Annotated in this window: 20 protein-coding genes; 10 read left to right on the top strand and 10 right to left on the bottom strand. The window is 62.8% G+C overall.

What is annotated here, in order from left to right; translation table 11 throughout:
• Nucleotides 1-40 precede the first annotated feature (40 nt).
• Entirely contained in the window at nucleotides 41-328 is a 288-nt protein-coding gene (locus PQT43_RS26430) for a DUF2782 domain-containing protein (protein WP_253084161.1), read from the top strand.
• Between the two features lie 65 nt (nucleotides 329-393).
• Complete coding sequence (locus tag PQT43_RS26425; RefSeq protein ID WP_110652534.1) at nucleotides 394-1,344, top strand: homoserine kinase; 951 nt, start codon at nucleotides 394-396, stop codon at nucleotides 1,342-1,344.
• An 85-nt stretch (nucleotides 1,345-1,429) separates the two neighbouring features.
• Here the strand turns inward: PQT43_RS26425 and PQT43_RS26420 are convergent, their stop codons facing one another.
• The gene (locus PQT43_RS26420) at nucleotides 1,430-2,359 is read right to left on the bottom strand and encodes a zinc ABC transporter substrate-binding protein ZnuA (protein WP_102881445.1); all 930 of its coding nucleotides are present in this window, start codon (nucleotides 2,357-2,359) and stop codon (nucleotides 1,430-1,432) included.
• A gap of 57 nt (nucleotides 2,360-2,416) precedes the next feature.
• Here PQT43_RS26420 and zur point away from each other — a divergent pair, with 57 nt between their 5' ends.
• From zur to PQT43_RS26400, 4 genes are read left to right on the top strand one after another with little or no spacing between them, the layout of a single operon-like run.
• A complete protein-coding gene (zur, locus tag PQT43_RS26415; protein ID WP_060836879.1) occupies nucleotides 2,417-2,899 on the top strand; it encodes a zinc uptake transcriptional repressor Zur in 483 nt (160 codons plus the stop codon).
• Nucleotides 2,899-3,684 (top strand): zinc ABC transporter ATP-binding protein ZnuC, encoded by a 786-nt coding sequence (gene znuC / locus PQT43_RS26410; protein ID WP_102881444.1) that lies wholly within the window; start codon nucleotides 2,899-2,901, stop codon nucleotides 3,682-3,684. Before zur ends, znuC begins: the two co-directional genes overlap by 1 nt.
• Nucleotides 3,677-4,465, top strand: coding sequence for a zinc ABC transporter permease subunit ZnuB (gene znuB, locus PQT43_RS26405; protein ID WP_102881443.1), 789 nt, complete (start codon nucleotides 3,677-3,679; stop codon nucleotides 4,463-4,465). Before znuC ends, znuB begins: the two co-directional genes overlap by 8 nt.
• Before the next feature lie 37 nt (nucleotides 4,466-4,502).
• Nucleotides 4,503-5,222, top strand: coding sequence for a PA5502 family lipoprotein (locus PQT43_RS26400; protein ID WP_272755038.1), 720 nt, complete (start codon nucleotides 4,503-4,505; stop codon nucleotides 5,220-5,222).
• A 56-nt stretch (nucleotides 5,223-5,278) separates the two neighbouring features.
• Here PQT43_RS26400 and katE read toward each other — a convergent pair whose 3' ends face one another.
• Nucleotides 5,279-7,417 carry a catalase HPII gene (katE, locus tag PQT43_RS26395; protein ID WP_267269171.1) on the bottom strand — a complete coding sequence of 713 codons (2,139 nt, stop codon included), beginning with the start codon at nucleotides 7,415-7,417 and terminating at the stop codon, nucleotides 5,279-5,281.
• A 270-nt stretch (nucleotides 7,418-7,687) separates the two neighbouring features.
• Between katE and PQT43_RS26390 the strand changes: the two genes are divergently transcribed.
• The 3 genes from PQT43_RS26390 to PQT43_RS26380 all read left to right on the top strand — a co-directional run bounded on the left by PQT43_RS26390 (nucleotide 7,688) and on the right by PQT43_RS26380 (nucleotide 10,206).
• On the top strand, nucleotides 7,688-8,695 hold the full coding sequence (locus tag PQT43_RS26390) for a methionine ABC transporter ATP-binding protein (RefSeq protein ID WP_102862486.1): 1,008 nt from the start codon (nucleotides 7,688-7,690) through the stop codon (nucleotides 8,693-8,695).
• On the top strand, nucleotides 8,695-9,369 hold the full coding sequence (locus tag PQT43_RS26385; RefSeq protein WP_102862485.1) for a methionine ABC transporter permease: 675 nt from the start codon (nucleotides 8,695-8,697) through the stop codon (nucleotides 9,367-9,369). Before PQT43_RS26390 ends, PQT43_RS26385 begins: the two co-directional genes overlap by 1 nt.
• Before the next feature lie 63 nt (nucleotides 9,370-9,432).
• Nucleotides 9,433-10,206, top strand: coding sequence for a MetQ/NlpA family ABC transporter substrate-binding protein (locus PQT43_RS26380; protein WP_102862484.1), 774 nt, complete (start codon nucleotides 9,433-9,435; stop codon nucleotides 10,204-10,206).
• A gap of 231 nt (nucleotides 10,207-10,437) precedes the next feature.
• Here the strand turns inward: PQT43_RS26380 and PQT43_RS26375 are convergent, their stop codons facing one another.
• The 5 genes from PQT43_RS26375 to PQT43_RS26355 are packed head-to-tail and all read right to left on the bottom strand — an operon-like array spanning nucleotide 10,438 to nucleotide 14,346.
• On the bottom strand, nucleotides 10,438-11,073 hold the full coding sequence (locus PQT43_RS26375; protein WP_102862483.1) for an SCO family protein: 636 nt from the start codon (nucleotides 11,071-11,073) through the stop codon (nucleotides 10,438-10,440).
• Complete coding sequence (cyoE, locus tag PQT43_RS26370; RefSeq protein WP_110652531.1) at nucleotides 11,070-11,972, bottom strand: heme o synthase; 903 nt, start codon at nucleotides 11,970-11,972, stop codon at nucleotides 11,070-11,072. The genes PQT43_RS26375 and cyoE overlap by 4 nt, the downstream gene beginning before the upstream one ends.
• On the bottom strand, nucleotides 11,960-13,039 hold the full coding sequence (locus PQT43_RS26365; RefSeq protein WP_213664506.1) for a COX15/CtaA family protein: 1,080 nt from the start codon (nucleotides 13,037-13,039) through the stop codon (nucleotides 11,960-11,962). Before PQT43_RS26365 ends, cyoE begins: the two co-directional genes overlap by 13 nt.
• Nucleotides 13,040-13,049: 10 nt before the next feature.
• Nucleotides 13,050-13,640: a hypothetical protein gene (locus PQT43_RS26360; protein WP_110594123.1), complete on the bottom strand. Its 591-nt coding sequence runs from the start codon at nucleotides 13,638-13,640 to the stop codon at nucleotides 13,050-13,052.
• Complete coding sequence (locus tag PQT43_RS26355) at nucleotides 13,606-14,346, bottom strand: SURF1 family protein (RefSeq protein WP_110594124.1); 741 nt, start codon at nucleotides 14,344-14,346, stop codon at nucleotides 13,606-13,608. Before PQT43_RS26355 ends, PQT43_RS26360 begins: the two co-directional genes overlap by 35 nt.
• Nucleotides 14,347-14,416: 70 nt before the next feature.
• On the opposite strand from PQT43_RS26355, the gene PQT43_RS26350 reads away from it, so the two are divergent.
• Nucleotides 14,417-14,620, top strand: coding sequence for a twin transmembrane helix small protein (locus tag PQT43_RS26350; RefSeq protein ID WP_016967712.1), 204 nt, complete (start codon nucleotides 14,417-14,419; stop codon nucleotides 14,618-14,620).
• Between the two features lie 14 nt (nucleotides 14,621-14,634).
• On the opposite strand, the gene PQT43_RS26345 is transcribed toward PQT43_RS26350, so the two are convergent.
• From PQT43_RS26345 to ctaD, 3 genes are all read right to left on the bottom strand, one after another.
• Nucleotides 14,635-15,522 carry a cytochrome c oxidase subunit 3 gene (locus PQT43_RS26345; RefSeq protein ID WP_102881438.1) on the bottom strand — a complete coding sequence of 296 codons (888 nt, stop codon included), beginning with the start codon at nucleotides 15,520-15,522 and terminating at the stop codon, nucleotides 14,635-14,637.
• A gap of 33 nt (nucleotides 15,523-15,555) precedes the next feature.
• Nucleotides 15,556-16,113: a cytochrome c oxidase assembly protein gene (locus PQT43_RS26340; protein WP_102862478.1), complete on the bottom strand. Its 558-nt coding sequence runs from the start codon at nucleotides 16,111-16,113 to the stop codon at nucleotides 15,556-15,558.
• A gap of 99 nt (nucleotides 16,114-16,212) precedes the next feature.
• Nucleotides 16,213-17,808: a cytochrome c oxidase subunit I gene (gene ctaD, locus PQT43_RS26335; protein ID WP_272755035.1), complete on the bottom strand. Its 1,596-nt coding sequence runs from the start codon at nucleotides 17,806-17,808 to the stop codon at nucleotides 16,213-16,215.
• Nucleotides 17,809-17,843: the final 35 nt, after the last annotated feature.

The raw sequence follows: 17,843 nt of genomic DNA, 5'->3' as shown, positions 1-17,843 counted from the left end.
AGAATAGCGGGACCGTTGACGACAAAGGGACAAGGTTATCATGCGCACACTAAATCGCTTGCTGCTGGCCGGCTTGATTGCAATCGCTTCAATGGCCGTGATCGCCGCAGAAGATGCGCCGTCAGCGGACCCGGAAGTGACCATTCGCACGGAAGGCGACAAGACCATCCAGGAATACCGGCAAAATGGCTTTCTGTACGCCATCAAAGTCACGCCCAAGGGCGGTAAACCCTACTTCCTGGTGCGCGCCGATGGCTCCGACGGCAACTTCATCCGTTCGGATCAGCCGGATATGCTGATCCCTTCGTGGAAAATCTTTGAGTGGTAAACCACTCCGACTTCAACTCATTGGCGCTGGCTCGATAGCGGCGCCCGTACTGGCAGTTTTTAACCATGTCTGTGTTCACCCCCCTGGCTCGGCCCGAGCTGGAAACCTTTCTCGCCCCTTATGGGCTCGGCCGCCTGCTTGACTTCCAGGGGATCGCCGCTGGTAGCGAAAACACCAACTTCTTCATCAGCCTGGAGCAGGGCGAGTTCGTCCTGACCCTGGTGGAGCGCGGCCCGGTCCAGGAAATGCCGTTCTTCATCGAACTGCTGGACGTGCTGCATCAGGCCGACCTGCCGGTGCCTTACGCACTGCGCACCACAGACGGCGTAGCCCTGCGGGAATTGGCTGGCAAACCGGCGTTGCTGCAACCGCGCCTGGCGGGCAAGCACATCAAGGAAGCCAACGCCCAGCACTGTGCCCAGGTGGGTGAGTTGCTCGGGCATCTGCACGTGGCGACCAAGGACAACATGATCAAACGCAAGACTGATCGTGGCCTGGACTGGATGCAGGAGGAGGGCACCCAGCTGTTGTCGCACCTCGATGCTCCCGCTCAAGACCTGCTGCAACGAGCGCTGGATGAAATCACCGAACAGAAGACCGGGATCCTTGCCTTGCCTCGGGCCAACATCCACGCCGATCTGTTTCGCGACAACGCGATGTTCGAAGGCACCCACCTGACCGGCCTGATCGACTTCTACAACGCTTGCTCGGGGCCGATGCTCTACGACGTGGCCATTGCCTTGAACGACTGGTGTTCCGACGCCGAAGGCGTGATCGACGGACCACGGGCCCGGGCGCTGTTGGGCGCCTATGCGGCGCTGCGACCATTCACTGCGGCCGAGGCCGAACTCTGGCCGACCATGCTGCGGGTGGCCTGCGTACGCTTCTGGCTCTCACGACTGATTGCCGCCGAGAGTTTCGCCGGGCAGGACGTACTGATTCACGATCCAATGGAGTTCCAGCAGCGCCTGGCACAGCGGCAACAGGTCAGCCTCACGCTGCCGTTCGCCCTGTAAAACTTTTCGCGGGCCAGCCCGCTCCTACAGGTGCACTCTGTAGGAGCGGGCTGGCCCGCGAAAGTCATCCCGCAACAATCCCTGCTTAAAGCTGCTCCAGACAGCCCGCCAGATCGTTCCCCAATTTCTCCAGCACCTGCTCATAGCCCTGAGCGGTCGCGGGCGTATAACCACCCAGCGCATCCAGCTCCGCCAGTTTCACCGGCAAGCCGGCCACCAACGTCTCGGCCAGCCGTGGACGCAGAGGCGGCTCGCTGAACACACAGGTCTTGCCCACCTGCTGCAAGCGCGCGCGCATGGCCGCCACGTGCTGCGCACCCGGCTGCACTTCCGCAGCAACGCTGAACACCCCGGCGTGCTTGAGGCCATAAGCGTCCTCGAAGTAATCGAATGCCTCATGGAACACGAAGTAGGGCTTGCCGGCGATCCCCGCCAGACGAGCCTTCAAACGGGTATCCAGGGCATCCAGACGCTCGTTGAATGCTTTCAGGTTGCTCTGGTAACGGGCAGCGTTGGCCGGGTCGGCAGCGCTCAAGTCCGCAGCGATGCGCGTCGCGATCACCCGGGCATTTATCGGCGACAGCCACAGGTGGGCATCCAGGGTTCCCGGGCGATGATCGTGATCGTGTTCGTCGGCTTCTTCGGCATGCGAGTGGCTATCTTCGGCGAAATGGCGAAGCTTCATGCCCGGCAGATCCTGCACCGCCACCGAGGGCAGGCTGCGCCCCTTAAGGACCCGCGGCAGAAAACCCTCCATGTCCGGACCGATCCAGTACAGCAGGTCCACACTCTGCACCTTGCGTACATCCGACGGACGCAGCGCATAGTTGTGCGGCGACGCACCCGGCGGCAGCAGCACCTCGGGAACCGCAACGCCGTCCTGCACCGCCGCCGCGATCAGTTGCAGCGGCTTGATACTGGTGAGTACCCGGACTTCGGCCTGGGCCGAGCCGATCGCGAACAAGCTGAAGGTAAAAGCGACAAAAAGGCGAAAAAGTGTGGGCACGATGGACACTCGAAGAGGCGAGAACGGGTAACATAATAACGTCTCTCACAAACCTCGTCGCCGCTCATGCCTAAAACACCCCTTGCCAGCCGTCCACACGACCACTCTCACTGCGTACACAGCGCACTGTCTGAGGCCGACGCCCTGTGCGCACGGCAAGGCCTGCGCCTGACCGCCCTGCGTCGGCGGGTACTGGAGTTGGTGTGGCAAAGCCACAAGCCCCTGGGGGCTTACGACATTCTCGCCGTACTCAGCGAGCAGGACGGTCGTCGCGCCGCCCCGCCAACGGTTTACCGGGCCCTGGATTTCCTCCTGGAAAACGGCCTGGTACACCGCATCGCCTCGCTTAACGCCTTCGTCGGCTGCAACCACCCGGAACACGCGCACCAGGGTCAGTTCCTGATCTGCCGCGAATGCCACGCCGCCATCGAGCTCGAACAGAAATCCATCAGCGACGCCATCATCACCAGCGCCCGCGACGTCGGCTTCGTGGTCGAGGGCCAGACTGTCGAAGTGGTCGGACTCTGCTCGGGCTGCCAGGGGGCTTGATGAGCACTGCGTTGATCCGCCTCGAGCAGGTAGGGGTGACCTTTGCCGGGCAGAACGTCCTGGACAACATCCAGCTCAGCGTCGAGCCCGGGCAGATCGTGACCCTCATCGGCCCCAACGGCGCCGGCAAGACCACCTTGGTGCGCGCCGTACTGGGCCTGCTCAAGCCCGACAGCGGCAGCGTCTGGCGCAAGCCCAAGCTGCGGGTCGGCTACATGCCGCAAAAGCTCCATGTCGACCCGACCCTGCCCCTGTCGGTACTGCGCTTTCTGCGCCTGGTGCCGGGCGTGGATCGCAGCCGAGCCTTGGCAGCCCTCAAGGAAGTCGGCGCCGAGCAGGTGATCGACAGCCCGGTGCAAAGCATTTCCGGTGGCGAAATGCAGCGCGTGCTGCTGGCCCGGGCATTGCTGCGCGAGCCTGAACTGCTGGTACTCGACGAGCCGGTACAAGGCGTTGACGTCGCCGGCCAGGCCGAGCTCTACAGCCTGATCACCCGCCTGCGGGACCGGCATGGCTGCGGCGTGCTGATGGTCTCCCATGACTTGCATCTGGTAATGAGCACCACCGACCAGGTGGTCTGCCTGAACCGCCACGTCTGCTGCTCGGGCCACCCCGAACAGGTCAGCGGCGATCCCGCCTTCGTCGAGCTGTTTGGCAAGAACGCACCAAGCCTGGCGATCTACCACCACCATCACGATCACGCCCATGACCTGCATGGCTCGGTGGTCACCCAGCCCGCCTCGGGCCACCCCCATGTCCACGGAGAAAACTGCAAGCATGGCTGATTTTCTGCTCTACGCCCTGCTCGCAGGTTTGGCCCTGGCGGTGGTTGCCGGCCCCTTGGGGTCCTTCGTGGTCTGGCGGCGCATGGCCTACTTTGGCGACACCCTGTCCCATGCTGCGCTCCTGGGAGTCGCCCTGGGTTTCCTGCTGGATGTCAGCCCCGCCGTGGCCGTCACCGTAGGTTGCCTGTTGCTGGCGGTGCTGCTGGTGACCCTGCAACAACGCCAGCCTCTGGCATCCGACACGCTGCTGGGGATTCTTGCTCCCAGCACCCTGTCCCTGGGCCTGGTGGTACTAAGCTTCATGCATGAAGTGCGAATCGACCTGATGGCCTACCTGTTCGGTGACCTGCTGGCGATCAGCCCGGGCGATCTGGCGTGGATTCTCGGCGGCAGCGCAGCGGTGCTGTTGCTGCTGGTGGCACTGTGGCGGCCCCTGCTGGCAATCACCGTGCACGAGGAGTTGGCCAAGGTCGAAGGCCTGCCCGTGGCTGCGCTGCGCCTGGCGCTGATGCTGTTGATTGCCGTGGTGATTGCGGTGGCGATGAAGATTGTCGGGGTATTGCTGATTACCTCGTTGCTGATCATCCCGGCCGCTGCGGCACAGCGTCACGCCCGTTCGCCGGAGCAGATGGCCCTGGGCGCAAGCCTGCTGGGCATGCTCGCGGTGTGCGGCGGGCTGGCGCTGTCCTGGTTCAAGGACACCCCGGCCGGGCCGTCGATCGTGGTCACGGCCGCCGCATTGTTTCTGCTGAGTTTTGTTCTGCCCCGTCGAGGGGTGTAGACTTGCTCGCTTTTTGCGCAATTAGAGAGTCGCAGGAATGAAGCCGTTCGCCTCCCGTTATCTGCTCCTTGTCGCATTCTCCCTGCTGCTGGGGGCCTGCCAAAGCACGCCACCGGCGACCACCCAGGTCCCCGATGCGCGGGCCTCGGCCATCGCGCAGCTGGAACAAAACATTGCCAGCAGTGAGCTGGCCACCGCTGAAGACCAACTCAGTGCACTGCAGGCACAAACGCCTGACGACCCACAGTTGGTGCAATACCAGCGGCAGATTGCCGAAGCCTATCTGCAGCGCAGCCAGATCGTCTTGCAAAAGGGCGATGTGAACGCAGCGGCCACAGCCCTGAGTCGGGCTCGGGCGCTGATGCCCAAGGCCCCGGCGCTGACCGGTGGGGTCAACAACGCCATTGCCCATGCACGCAAGGCCGAGCTGGACCAGGCCGAAGCCGCCTTGAAGGCTGCCGAAGCGCGCCCAGCGGCCAAGCTGATCGATCCTGCGGCCCAGAGCACCACCATCGCCTTGAACGTCACCGATATCCGCAAGCTGCGTCATCAGCTCGATGCGCTGGCCACCGATGTGGTGAATTATCAGTGCGACGTGAGCATCCAGGTGCCGCGCACCGAGGATTATCCCTGGCTGTCGACCTTGCTCGGCAAGCGGGTGAAGAAACTCGACCCGGACTTTGAACAGAAGATCAGCCGGCAGATCGTGCGCCATGTACCGGCGCAGATTGTCTTGAGCCCGCGCAAGGCGCAGTAAAGCCTTCGCCGGCAAGCCGGCTCCTATCGGGAGCGGGCTGGTCGGCGAAAGTTTGTTCAGGCCGGGATTGCCTTGGCCTTTTCCTCTCGATCCCAGACCCGATGCTGCCCAATGGCGGCAAAGAACGCTTTGAGTGCCTTGGCATCTCCTCCAACGATCAAGCCCTTGTCCGCCTCCAGCTTGAGCACCGCCAGCAGCTCCCGGGCTTCGCCGTGCAAGGCGATGGCCTTGAGATGTTTGTAGGCCTCCAACAGGTAATGCAGCGCCACACCATTGCCGCTCAGGGTCTTGATCGACTGCGCGCCGCCCGGCACGAACACCGCGTCGAACGCCACTGACGGCAGACCCTCCATGGAAGCATCCACCGGCAAACGCTTGCCATCCGCGCTGGTAACCGGTGCCGAGGTTGGCCCTAACAGCTTGGCGTGCGCCCCTTCAGCCTTGAGAGCCTTCTTCAACGCGTCAATCGCTGCACCATCAACGCCGTTGGCCGCAAGAATCGCCACTTTCCGCGTTTTGATATGACCCGGCAGCAGGTTCGCCTGGCTCAGGGCCGGCGAGCGTGTCAGCGACGTCTTGCGCTCAGCCACAGTGGCCTTCTTCGGCGCCGCCAGGCCCAGGTTCTCGGCCACACGAGCGGCCAGGTGCAGATCGATGTTGGCGAGAATTTCGTTTACCTGCCGCTCACGGATCCACTGCCGCTCGACCTTGCCCAGCTCGAAGCTGTAGGCCGCGATGATGTGTTCCTGCTCGTGCTTGCTCATGCTGTTGAAGAACAGCCGCGCCTGGGAGAAATGATCGCCGAACGACTCGCTGCGCTGGCGGATCTTGTGGGCATCGATGCGCTCGTTATAACTCTCGAAACCACCATCCTGGGCCGCCGGCGGGGTTTCTTTCGGCCAGCCCCCATCAATGGAGTTCGGCTCGTAGGCAGCCCGCCCCCTGTCGATGGTGCTGCGGTGCATGGCGTCGCGCTGACCATTGTGCAAAGGGGTCAGCGGTCGGTTGATGGGCAGCTCATGAAAGTTCGGCCCACCCAGGCGACTGATCTGCGTATCGGTGTAGGAAAACAGCCGCCCTTGCAGCAGCGGGTCGTTGGAGAAATCGATCCCCGGCACGATGTGCCCCGGGCAGAAGGCGACCTGCTCGGTTTCGGCAAAATAATTGTCCGGGTTGCGGTTGAGCACCATCTTGCCCAGGGGCGTGATCGGCACCAGTTCCTCGGGGATCAGCTTGGTGGGGTCGAGAATGTCGAAGTCGAAATTGTGTTCGTCTTCTTCGGCGATGATCTGCACGCCGAACTCCCACTCCGGGTAATCCCCGGCTTCGATGGAGTCCCACAGGTCACGGCGATGGAAGTCGGTGTCCTTGCCGGCGAGCTTCTGCGCCTCGTCCCAGACCAGGGAACAGGTGCCCACCGTCGGCCGCCAGTGAAACTTGACGAAGCTTGCGCTCCCCTCGGCGTTGATCAGACGGAAGGTGTGCACACCAAAGCCCTGCATGCTGCGCAGGCTTTTCGGAATGGCCCGGTCGGACATGGCCCAGATCACCATGTGTGCCGATTCCGGCTGCAGGGAGACAAAATCCCAGAAGGTGTCGTGGGCCGAGCCGCCGGTGGGGATTTCGTTATGCGGCTCGGGTTTCACCGCATGCACGAAGTCGGGGAACTTGATGGCGTCCTGAATGAAGAACACCGGCATGTTGTTGCCCACCAGGTCGAAGTTACCTTCGTCGGTGAAGAACTTCACCGCAAAACCCCGTACATCACGCACGGTATCGCCGGAGCCTCTTGGTCCCTGGACCGTGGAAAAGCGCACGAACACCGGGGTCTTCTTCTGCGGATCGCGCAGGAAACCGGCCTTGGTCAGCGCCGAATGATTGTCGTAGCTCTGGAAGTAGCCATGGGCGCCAACACCCCGGGCGTGGACGATGCGCTCGGGAATCCGCTCATGGTCGAAGTGGGTGATCTTCTCCCGCATGATGAAGTCTTCCAGCAGCGAAGGACCACGAGCGCCCGCCTTGAGGCTGTTCTGGTTGTCAGCGACCTTCACCCCCTGATTGGTCCGCAGGGCCTGGCCCGTGGCGTCGGAGCGGAACGGCTCCAGGCTCTGCAACTTGGTGTTGCTGTTGCCCCGGTCCAGGGTATCGGTCCCGGCCATCTGGCTTTTCGGGGCATTGGGCTTTTTCGTACTCATCAGACAAAAACTCCTCGTTGGCGAAGCCCCTGGCGCGCCGGGGCTTCGTGAACACAGGCCCGCAGGCACGGCACCTGGGGCTTTTCGAGTGGCTTAAGTAGTGACTGACGAGAAACCGCGAGCGTTCCTTTTTTATGACCTTTGATCGCGTTATTGCCAAATGGCAGGATGATTGCGAAATAAATGCTAAGAACCTCTATACGGACAGGCTAAAATGCGCGCCCGGCTAACCGCTGATCCTTTTCTAACGCGCCCCACAAGGTTCGCTACGTGATCGAGTTTCAAAACGTCCATAAAACCTACCGGGTCGCCGGTAAGGATATTCCCGCCCTGCACCCGACCAGTCTTCGGGTCGAGAATGGTCAGGTGTTCGGCCTGATCGGTCATTCCGGCGCGGGCAAAAGCACGCTGCTGCGCCTGATCAACCGCCTGGAAAACCCCAGCGGCGGCACGATCATCGTCGACGGTGAAGAAGTCACCGCGCTGGACGCCAACGGCCTGCGCCGCTTCCGCCAGCAGGTCGGGATGATCTTCCAGCACTTCAATCTGCTGTCCTCCAAGACTGTGGCTGACAACGTCGCCTTGCCCCTGACCCTGGCCGGCGAGCTGTCGCGCAGCGACATCGAACGCCGTGTGGCTGAGTTGCTGGAGCGGGTCGGCCTGTCCGACCACGCCAAGAAATACCCGGCACAACTGTCCGGCGGCCAGAAGCAGCGCGTCGGCATCGCCCGCGCCCTGGCCACCAAGCCGAAGATCCTGCTGTGCGACGAAGCCACCAGTGCCCTCGATCCGCAGACCACGGCCTCGGTCCTGCAACTGCTGGCCGAGATCAATCGCGAGCTGAACCTGACCATCGTTCTGATCACCCACGAAATGGACGTAATCCGTCGCGTCTGTGACCAAGTGGCGGTCATGGACGCCGGCCAGATCGTCGAACAGGGCTCGGTGGCCGAGGTGTTCCTGCACCCCAAGCACCCGACCACCAAACGCTTCGTCCAGGAAGACGAGCAGATCGACGAGAACGAGCAACGCGACGACTTCGCCCACGTACCGGGGCGTATCGTGCGCCTGACTTTCCAGGGCGATTCCACCTACGCACCGCTGCTGGGCACTGTGGCCCGGGAGACCGGGGTCGACTACAGCATCCTCGCCGGACGCATCGACCGCATCAAAGACACCCCTTACGGGCAACTGACCCTGGCCATCACCGGCGGTGACATGGAAGCGGCCTTCGCCCGCTTCACCGCGGCGGATGTCCACATGGAGGTGCTGCGCTAATGAGCGGCTTACTGCATTACTTCGACAACGTTGACTGGGCCGATATCGGAGTGGCGACCAGCGACACCATGGTCATGCTCAGCACGTCCCTGGTATTCACCGTACTGGTCGGCCTGCCGCTGGGGGTCTTGCTGTTCCTGTGCAGCCCAAGGCAGTTGCTGGAACAGAAAAATGTCTATTCGATCCTGGGCTTTGTGGTCAACGCCATCCGTTCGCTGCCGTTCATCATCCTGCTGATCGTGATGATTCCGACCACTATCCTCATCACGGGCACCTCCCTGGGTGTGGCGGGCGCCATCCCTCCGCTGGTGGTGGGCGCTTCCACCTTCTTCGCGCGCCTGGTGGAAACCGCTCTGCGTGAAGTGGATCGCGGCATTATCGAGGCCACCCAGGCCATGGGCGCCACGACCCGGCAGATCATCATGAACGCCCTGCTGCCCGAAGCCTGCCCCGGTATCATCGCGGCGATCACGGTCACCGCCATCGCCCTGGTCGGCTACACCGCCATGGCTGGTGTCGTGGGTGCAGGCGGCCTCGGTGACCTGGCCATTCGTTATGGTTACCAGCGTTTCCAGGACGATGTGATGGTGGTGACCGTGGTGATGCTGATTGTGTTGGTTCAGGTTCTGCAAACCGTTGGCGATAAGCTGGTGGTGCATTTTTCCCGCAAATAATTGCAATCGCCGGCCCCGGCCGGCAGGCGCCCGGGGTCGGGCGACTTACAAGGAGCTTGTTCGATGAAAAAACTACTCGTCGCTTTCGCAGCCGTTGCCGCGTTCTCCGCGCACGCCGCCGAAACCCTGACCGTGGCCGCCACACCGGTGCCCCACGCCGAGATCCTGGAATTCGTCAAACCGGCCCTGGCCAAAGAAGGCGTGGACCTGAAGGTCAAGGTCTTCACCGACTACGTGCAGCCCAACGTGCAAGTGGCCGAAAAACGCCTGGACGCCAACTTCTTCCAGCACCAGCCATACCTGGATGAGTTCAACAAGGCCAAGGGCACCAAGCTGGTGAGCGTGGCCGGCGTGCACCTGGAACCCCTGGGCGCCTACTCCAGCAAATACAAGCAACTCTCCGAATTGCCAGGCGGCGCCACCGTGGTGATCCCCAACGACGCCACCAACGGCGGTCGCGCCCTGTTGCTGCTGGACAAAGCCGGCCTGATCAAGCTCAAGGATTCCAACAACATCCTGGCCACCATCAAGGACATCACCGAGAACTCCAAGGACCTGAAGTTCCGCGAACTGGAAGCCGCCACCATCCCCCGCGTGCTGACTCAGGTCGACCTGGCCCTGATCAACACCAACTACGCCCTGCAGGCCAAGCTGGACCCTTCCAAGGATGCCCTGGTGATCGAAGGCAAGGATTCGCCTTACGTGAACATCCTGGTCGCCCGTCCTGACGACAAGGACTCGGACGCCATGAAGAAACTGGTCGCCGCCCTGCACAGCCCAGAAGTGAAGCAATTCATTCTCGAGAAGTACAAAGGCGCCGTACTGCCAGCGTTCTGATCGGTTGCAGAAATACAAACGGGGCGCCTTGGGCGCCCCGTTTTGTTTGTAACCGCTGCCGAAGGCTGCGATAAGGCGCAAAGCGCCTTCCGAGGGCCTCAAGCACGCGTCCTCTTCGAGGCCGATCGCAGCCTGCGGCAGCGGCTACAGGATTCAGCGGTTCAACGGTTCAACGGTTCAACGGTTCAACGGTTCAACGGTTCAACGGTTCAACGGTTCAAGCATGCCGCGTTATTGGCGCTGCAACATCACCGGCAATTGGGCCACCAGCTTCTGGTTGTTCAACGGTGCGCGGATAAAGCCACGCTGGTGGCCGTCCGGACCGATCACCGCGAGGTTGCCACTGTGGTCCACGGTGTAGTTGGGCTTGCTGGTGTCCGCCGGAATGAAGGGAATGCTCACCGCGTTGGCGAGCTTCTGCAGGTCTTCCACCGAGGCGGCGGTCAGGCCCTTGAAGTCCTTGTCGAAGTAGCCCAGGTACTGCTTGAGCTGTTGCGGCGTATCGCGGTTGGGGTCGACGCTGACCAGAATCACCTGCAGCTTGTCCACCGCCTCTTTGGGCAGCTCACTCTTGATCTGCCGCAGTTGAGCCAGGGTGGTGGGGCAGATGTCCGGGCAGAAGGTGTAGCCGAAGAACAGCAGCGACCACTTGCCCTTCAACTCATCGATCACCACGGGCTGGCCGTCCTGGTCGAGCATCTTCACCGCAGGCAGCGTACGGCTCTGGGGCAGGAGGATGATGCCGGCGTCGATCAATGCGGTGGGATCGCCCTGACCCTTGCCGGACAGTACTTTGTTGACGGTCAGCCCCAGGATCAGGGCCACCAGCGCAACGAGAATAAAGACGGTTTTCTGAGTTCGAGTCATAGGTTCAACAATAGGTAGTGGTCTACGAGCAGGGCGATGAACAGCAGGAACAAGTAGTAAATAGAGTACTTGAAGGTGTTGATCGCCGCGTGCGGCCGAGTGCCACGGTACAGCACCCAGGCCCATTGCAGGAAGCGCCCGCCCAGAAGCAAAGCGCACACCAGGTACAGCACGCCGCTCATGTGGATGGCATAGGGCAGCAGGCTCACCGCCAGCAGGGCAAAGGTATAGAGCAGGATGTGCACCTTGGTGTAGTGCTCACCGTGGGTCACCGGCAGCATCGGGATATCGGCCTTGGCGTATTCCTCCTTGCGATGGATGGCCAGGGCCCAGAAGTGCGGCGGGGTCCAGGCGAAAATGATCAGCACCAGCAGCAGCGGCTCGGCGCTCAAGTGCCCGGTAGCAGCAACCCAGCCCAGCAGCGGCGGCGCCGCACCGGCCAGCCCGCCGATCACGATGTTCTGCGGCGTCGCGCGTTTCAGAAAGCCGGTGTAGACCACCGCGTAGCCCAGCAAGGACGCCAGGGTCAGCCAGGCCGTGAGCGGATTGGTGAACGCCAGCAGCAGCGCTTGCCCGGCCAACGCGAGGCACAGGGCGAACGCCAAGGCCGCCCGGGGTGAAACCCGGCCTTGGGCCAGGGGCCGTTTGTGGGTCCGGGCCATCAGCGCGTCGATGCGTCGGTCCACCACATGGTTCACCACCGCCGCGCCACCCGCGCACAGGGCAATGCCCAGGTTGCCGAACACCAGCACCGTCCACGGCACCCCCGCGCGGGTGGCGAGGAACATGCCCACCAGGGAGGTGATCAGCATCAGCACCACCACCTTGGGTTTGGTCAGCTCCAGGTAATCGCGCCAGATGGCCTGGGGATGCTGACGTTCGCTGATCAGAGTCGCCATGGCATCTCTCCTTTGATGGTGATGGGACCCGCCATCTGTTTGCGCGGGCTGAGACGCCAGCCCAGGGGCAGGCGATCCCGGGCCTGCACCAGGCTGGTACGGGCGTGATAGTTGACCAGCACCAGGGTCAGCAGCAGCGCCGCGCCCCCGGCGTTGTGCGCCACCGCCACCGGCAGCGGCAAATGGAACAGCACGTTGCTGATGCCCAGGCTGACCTGCGCCGCCAGCGCCACCAGCACCAGCCCGGCCAGGCGGGTCATGCCGGTTTGCCGGAGTTGCCAGGCCAGCCCCAGCAACACCAGGGTCACCAGCACCGCGCCCACCCGGTGGGTCATGTGGATGGCGGTGCGGGCGTCACTGTCCAGTTGCCCGCCCAGGTAGTTGGGACCGATGTGCTGGGTCAGGTGAAAGCCGTTGGCGAAATCCATGTTTGGCCACCACTGGCCATGGCAGGTGGGCAGGTCGATGCAGGCCACGGCGGCGTAGTTGGAGCTGACCCAGCCGCCCAGGGCGATCTGCCCGATCACCAGCACCAGCCCGGCCGTTGCCCAGTACTGCAGGCGCCGCGGCACAATCAGCGCCGGCAGCACGCCGGACAAGCGCAAGGTCAGCAGGAACAGCAGGCTCAAGGTGGCAAAGCCCCCCAGCAGGTGCGCGGTGACCACTTGCGGCCAGAGCTTGAGGGTGACCGTCCACATGCCGAAGGCCGCCTGGGCAAACACCACCACCATCAGGAACAGCGGCAGCTTCAGGGGCTGCCCGGGATGCCGGCGATGGGTCCAGGCGCGGGCCGCCAGCAGCACGATCAACAGCCCCAGGGTGCCGGCGAAATAGCGGTGGATCATCTCGTTCCAGCCCTTGTGGGCTTCCACCGGGGTGTCGGGAAAATGCAGTTCGGCATGGGCCAGTTGGGCTTCGCTTTTGGGCACGCTGATAAAACCGTAGCAGCCGGGCCAGTCCGGGCAGCCCAGGCCCGCGTGGGTCAGCCGGGTGTAGGCGCCCAGCAGCACCACGATCAGAGCCAGCAAAGTGGCAAACAACGCGAGGCGAAATCCAGGTTTGGCCATGACGATGCCCTTATCCGATATTCGACAGTTTCAGCAGGTGCCGCAGGTCATTGAGCAGGTCCTTGCCCTTGACCCGAGCGTCGTAGCGCAACACCAGATTGCTGTGGGGATCGACGATCCACAGCTGCGGCGCGTCCTTGTCGTTGACGCCTTTGGCATAGGTCACCAGGTCCAGGGGGTAGCGTTGCAACTGCGGGTACTCGCGCTGCAGCCTGGCTTGGTATTCGGCGCTCAGCGGCTGGGCGCTGGCCAGGGCATGGCTGGCCCGCGAAGCATCGCGGCCCAGGGCCACCTGTATCTGCCGCGCCAGGTACACCAATTGCTGGCAATCGGCATCACACGCCTTGGGGGCCGTGACCAGGATCTGCCAGCGAGCCTCCTCGGACTGCACGCCGATCTGCGCCCGGGTCTGGCCATTGCCGATCAGCTCACCGTGATAGCTGCGGCTTTCCGGCACCCAGAACTGCAGCTTGTACATGCCGGTGGCGAGGATCATCGGACCGATCACCATCAGCAGGATCAGGATCAGTTGCCAACGGCCGCGGCGCCGGTTGGGCACCTGGGCGTCAGAGATGTTGGGTGGATTCATGGCCGTTCCCATGGCGGTTCTCCCGTGCGTTGTGCCAGCCGAAATAGAGATAGAGGAGCAGCAGGGCCAGGGCCATGGCGAACCACTGCACGGCATAGCCCAGGTGTTTTTCCGGCCCCATGGCCACCACCGGCCACGCGGTCAGGTAGGCGCCAGCACCGGACTCCTGACGCACTTCATGGTTGAAGCCGCTGCGGCCAAGCTCGGCCCAGAGAGCCTCCGGGTTCACGGCGGTGATCAACCGTGGCCAGCGCGCAGCCGCCGGGTCGGCCTGCAGCTGGAACGCCGCGCCCGGAGAAACGTAGACCCAGGCATCCAGACTCAGGCTCTGCTCCGGGGTGCTGAATGCCGCAGGCGTGCGCCGATCCGGCCAGGGCAGCCAGCCACGATTGACCAGCAACCAGCGCCCGCTGGCCTGATCGAGGAAGGGTTGCAGCAGCTCGACCCCGACCTTGCCGTCGTGCAGGCGGTTGTCCAGCAGCAGGCTGTGATCGGCATCGAAATGACCGTGCAGGCGCACCCGACGAAAGGCCGGGTCTTCGACCGCCAGCAACTCGAACAACGACACCGGCTCGGCCGCGCGGCGCTCGGCGTAGCTGGTCAGCAATTGGCGCTTCTGCTCGCCACGGCTCAGTTGCCAGAAGCCCAGGGAAACCAGCGCAGGCAGCAGCAACAGCACCACCAGGGTCGGCACGACTCCCGGCCGGAAGCCTTTCATGGCCGGCCCGCAAGGCTGAGAAATCCACTCGCTATACTGCTGTACATCGCGTTTCCCCCGGAGTCCCACCATGCTCAAAGCAGCCATCGTCCTGATGCTGATTGCCACGGTTATCAGCCTGTTCAGCGGCCTGTTCTTTCTGGTCAAGGACGACAGCCAATCCAAACGCCTGGTGACCGCCTTGAGTATTCGGGTGTGCCTGGCCGCGATCACCGTGGGCTTGATCGCCTGGGGTTTCTTCAGCGGCCAACTGGTGTCCCACGCGCCCTGGTAGGGCGCAGCAGGTCGTCAGAGCACGTAGACGAAAACGAACAGACCGATCCACACCACATCGACGAAGTGCCAGTACCAGCTGGCCGCTTCAAAGCCGAACTGATGTTCGGCGTCGAAATGCCCACGCATGACACGCATCAGCATCACGAACAGGATCAAGGTGCCGATGGTCACGTGGGCGCCGTGGAAACCGGTGAGCATGAAGAAGGTGGCGCCGTAGATCCCCGAGCCCAGCGTCAGGCCCAGCTCGCGATAGGCGTGGATGTACTCTTCGGCCTGGAAGCCGAGGAAGGCGCACCCCAGCAGCACGGTCAGCGCCAACCAGATCTTCAGCGCTCCACGATGGCCTTTCTTCAGGGCATGGTGGGCGATGGTCACGGTGACACTGGAACTGACCAGCAGCACGGTGTTGAGCAGCGGCAAGCCCCAGGGGCTGATGGTGCCCGTGGGCGATGGAAAGAGTTTCGGATCGGGGTTGTTGAGCAGGGGCCAGACGAACTCGAAGTTCGGCCAAAGCATATGGGCGATGCCCTTGTTCCCCTCACCGCCGAGCCAGGGCCCGGACAGGTGTCGCACATAGAACAGCGCGCCGAAGAAGGCCAGGAAGAACATCACTTCGGAAAAGATGAACCAGCTCATGCCCCAGCGGAACGAGCGGTCGAGCTGAGCACTGTACAAGCCGGCGCGGCTTTCCTTGATCACCGCGCCAAACCAGCCGAACAGCATGTAGGCCAGCAGCAGGCTACCGACGAAAAAGATCAGCGGGCCATGGGATTCCGGGCGCGCCGCCTTGAGGTCGTTGAACCAGGTCGCCAGGCCGAACACGGTGACGAACATGCCCACCGTCGCAATGATCGGCCACTTGCTCTGGGCAGGAACGTAATAGTGCTCATGAGTCGCCATGGGTTGTTCTCCTTATCGGGCACGCCAGATCGTCTATCCACCGGTCTTGGCGGCAACCGCCACCGGTGGATGACGCGCGGTGATATCGAACAGCGTGTAAGCCAGCGTCAGGTGCTTCACATCCTTGGGCATGTCGCGGTCAACGATGAAACGCACCGGCATCTCGATCTTCTCCCCGGGCTGCAGCACCTGCTGGGTAAAGCAGAAGCACTCGGTCTTGTGGAAATACATGGCCGCGCTGCTGGGGGAGATGCTCGGGATGGCCTGGGCGCTCATCGGGTGATCGCTGGGGTTGCGGGCGATGAAGACCATCTCGTTCACCGCCCCCGGATGGACCACGATGTCATCAGACTTGGGATAGAACTCCCAGACCATGTCGATGGCATTGGTGGACAGGAACTGCACCCGCACCTGGCGCGAAGCGTCGATCTGCTGCCCCTGGTCCGCGTACTGCCCGCCGGTCTTGCCATTGATGCCCAAGGCCTTGCACATCACGTCGTAGATCGGCACCAGGGCAAAACCGAAAACGAACATCGCCGCCACCACCAGCAACAGGCGGGTCACCAGCTTCTTCAGCGAGATCTCGGCCATCTCAACGTCCTCCCGAACCTGTAGGAGCCGGCTTGCCGACGAACCGGGCACCAGGTTCTGGCGCCTTCGCGAGCAAGCTCGCTCCTACAACACAGCTGTTCATTTCACTTCCGGTGGCGTGACGAAGGTGTGGTACGGCGCCGGCGATGGAATGCTCCACTCCAGCCCTTCGGCCCCTTCCCACGGCTTGGCCGGGGCCGGTTTGCCACCGCGAATGCACTTGATGACGATGAACAGGAAGAAGATCTGCGTCGCGCCGAAGGTGAAGGCCCCGATGGAGGACACCATGTTGAAGTCGGCGAACTGCAGGTTGTAGTCCGGAATCCGCCGCGGCATGCCCGCCAGACCCACGAAGTGCATAGGGAAGAAGGCCATGTTCATGCCGACGAAGGACAGCCAGAAGTGCAGCTTGCCCAGGGTTTCGTCGTACATGTACCCGGTCCACTTGGGCAACCAGTAATAGGCCGAGGCGAAGATCCCGAAGATCGCACCCGGCACCAGCACGTAGTGGAAATGCGCCACCACGAAATAGGTGTCCTGGTACTGGAAGTCCGCCGGGGCGATGGCCAGCATCAACCCGGAAAAGCCGCCAATGGTGAACAGAATGACAAAGGCCACGGCAAACAGCATCGGTGTCTCGAACGTCAGCGCGCCCTGCCACATGGTGCTCGCCCAGTTGAATACCTTGACCCCGGTGGGCACGGCAATCAGCAGGGTGGCGTACATGAAGAACAGTTCGCCCACCAGCGGGATGCCCACCACGAACATGTGGTGCGCCCAGACGATGAACGACAGGAAGGCAATGGCTCCGGTGGCATAGACCATCGAGGTGTAGCCGAACAGCGGCTTGCGGCTGAAGGTGGGGATGATCGAGCTGACGGCGCCGAAGGCCGGCAGGATCATGATGTACACCTCGGGGTGGCCGAAGAACCAGAACACGTGCTGGAACAAGACCGGGTCGCCGCCGCCGGCGGCACTGAAGAAGCTGGTGCCGAAGTGAATATCCATCAGCATCATGGTCACGCAGCCGGCCAGCACCGGCATCACTGCGATCAGCAGGAAGGCGGTGATCAGCCAGGTCCAGACGAACAGCGGCATCTTCATCAGGGTCATGCCCGGGGCACGCAGGTTGAGGATGGTGGCGATCACGTTGATCGCCCCCATGATCGAACTGATGCCCATCAGGTGGATGGCGAAAATGAAGAAGGTCACGCTTTCCGGGGCGTAGGTGGTGGACAGCGGGGCGTAGAAGGTCCAGCCGAAGTTCGGCCCGCCGCCGGGCATGAATAACGTCGAAACCAGCATCAGGAAGGCCGCCGGCAACAGCCAGAAGCTGAAGTTGTTCATCCGCGGCAGGGCCATGTCCGGGGCGCCGATCATCAGCGGAATCATCCAGTTGGCCAGGCCGACGAAAGCCGGCATCACCGCGCCGAAGACCATCACCAGGCCATGCATGGTGGTCATCTGGTTGAAGAACGCCGGCTCGACGATCTGCAGCCCGGGCTGGAACAGCTCGGCGCGGATCACCATGGCGAAGGAGCCGCCCAGCAGGAACATCGCGAAGCTGAACCACAGGTACAGGGTGCCGATGTCCTTGTGGTTGGTGGTCAGTACCCAGCGCATCAGGCCCTTGGCGGGACCATGGGCGTGGTCATCATGGCCGGCGTGGCCGTGGTCATCGATCACTGCACTCATGCCCTGTCTCCTGCAAACGGGTGGGCTGGACGCTC

The sequence above is a fragment of the Pseudomonas sp. BLCC-B112 genome (assembly GCF_028550695.1).
GTDB lineage: Bacteria > Pseudomonadota > Gammaproteobacteria > Pseudomonadales > Pseudomonadaceae > Aquipseudomonas > Aquipseudomonas danubii.
This window is presented reverse-complemented; position numbering and strand designations above follow the sequence as displayed.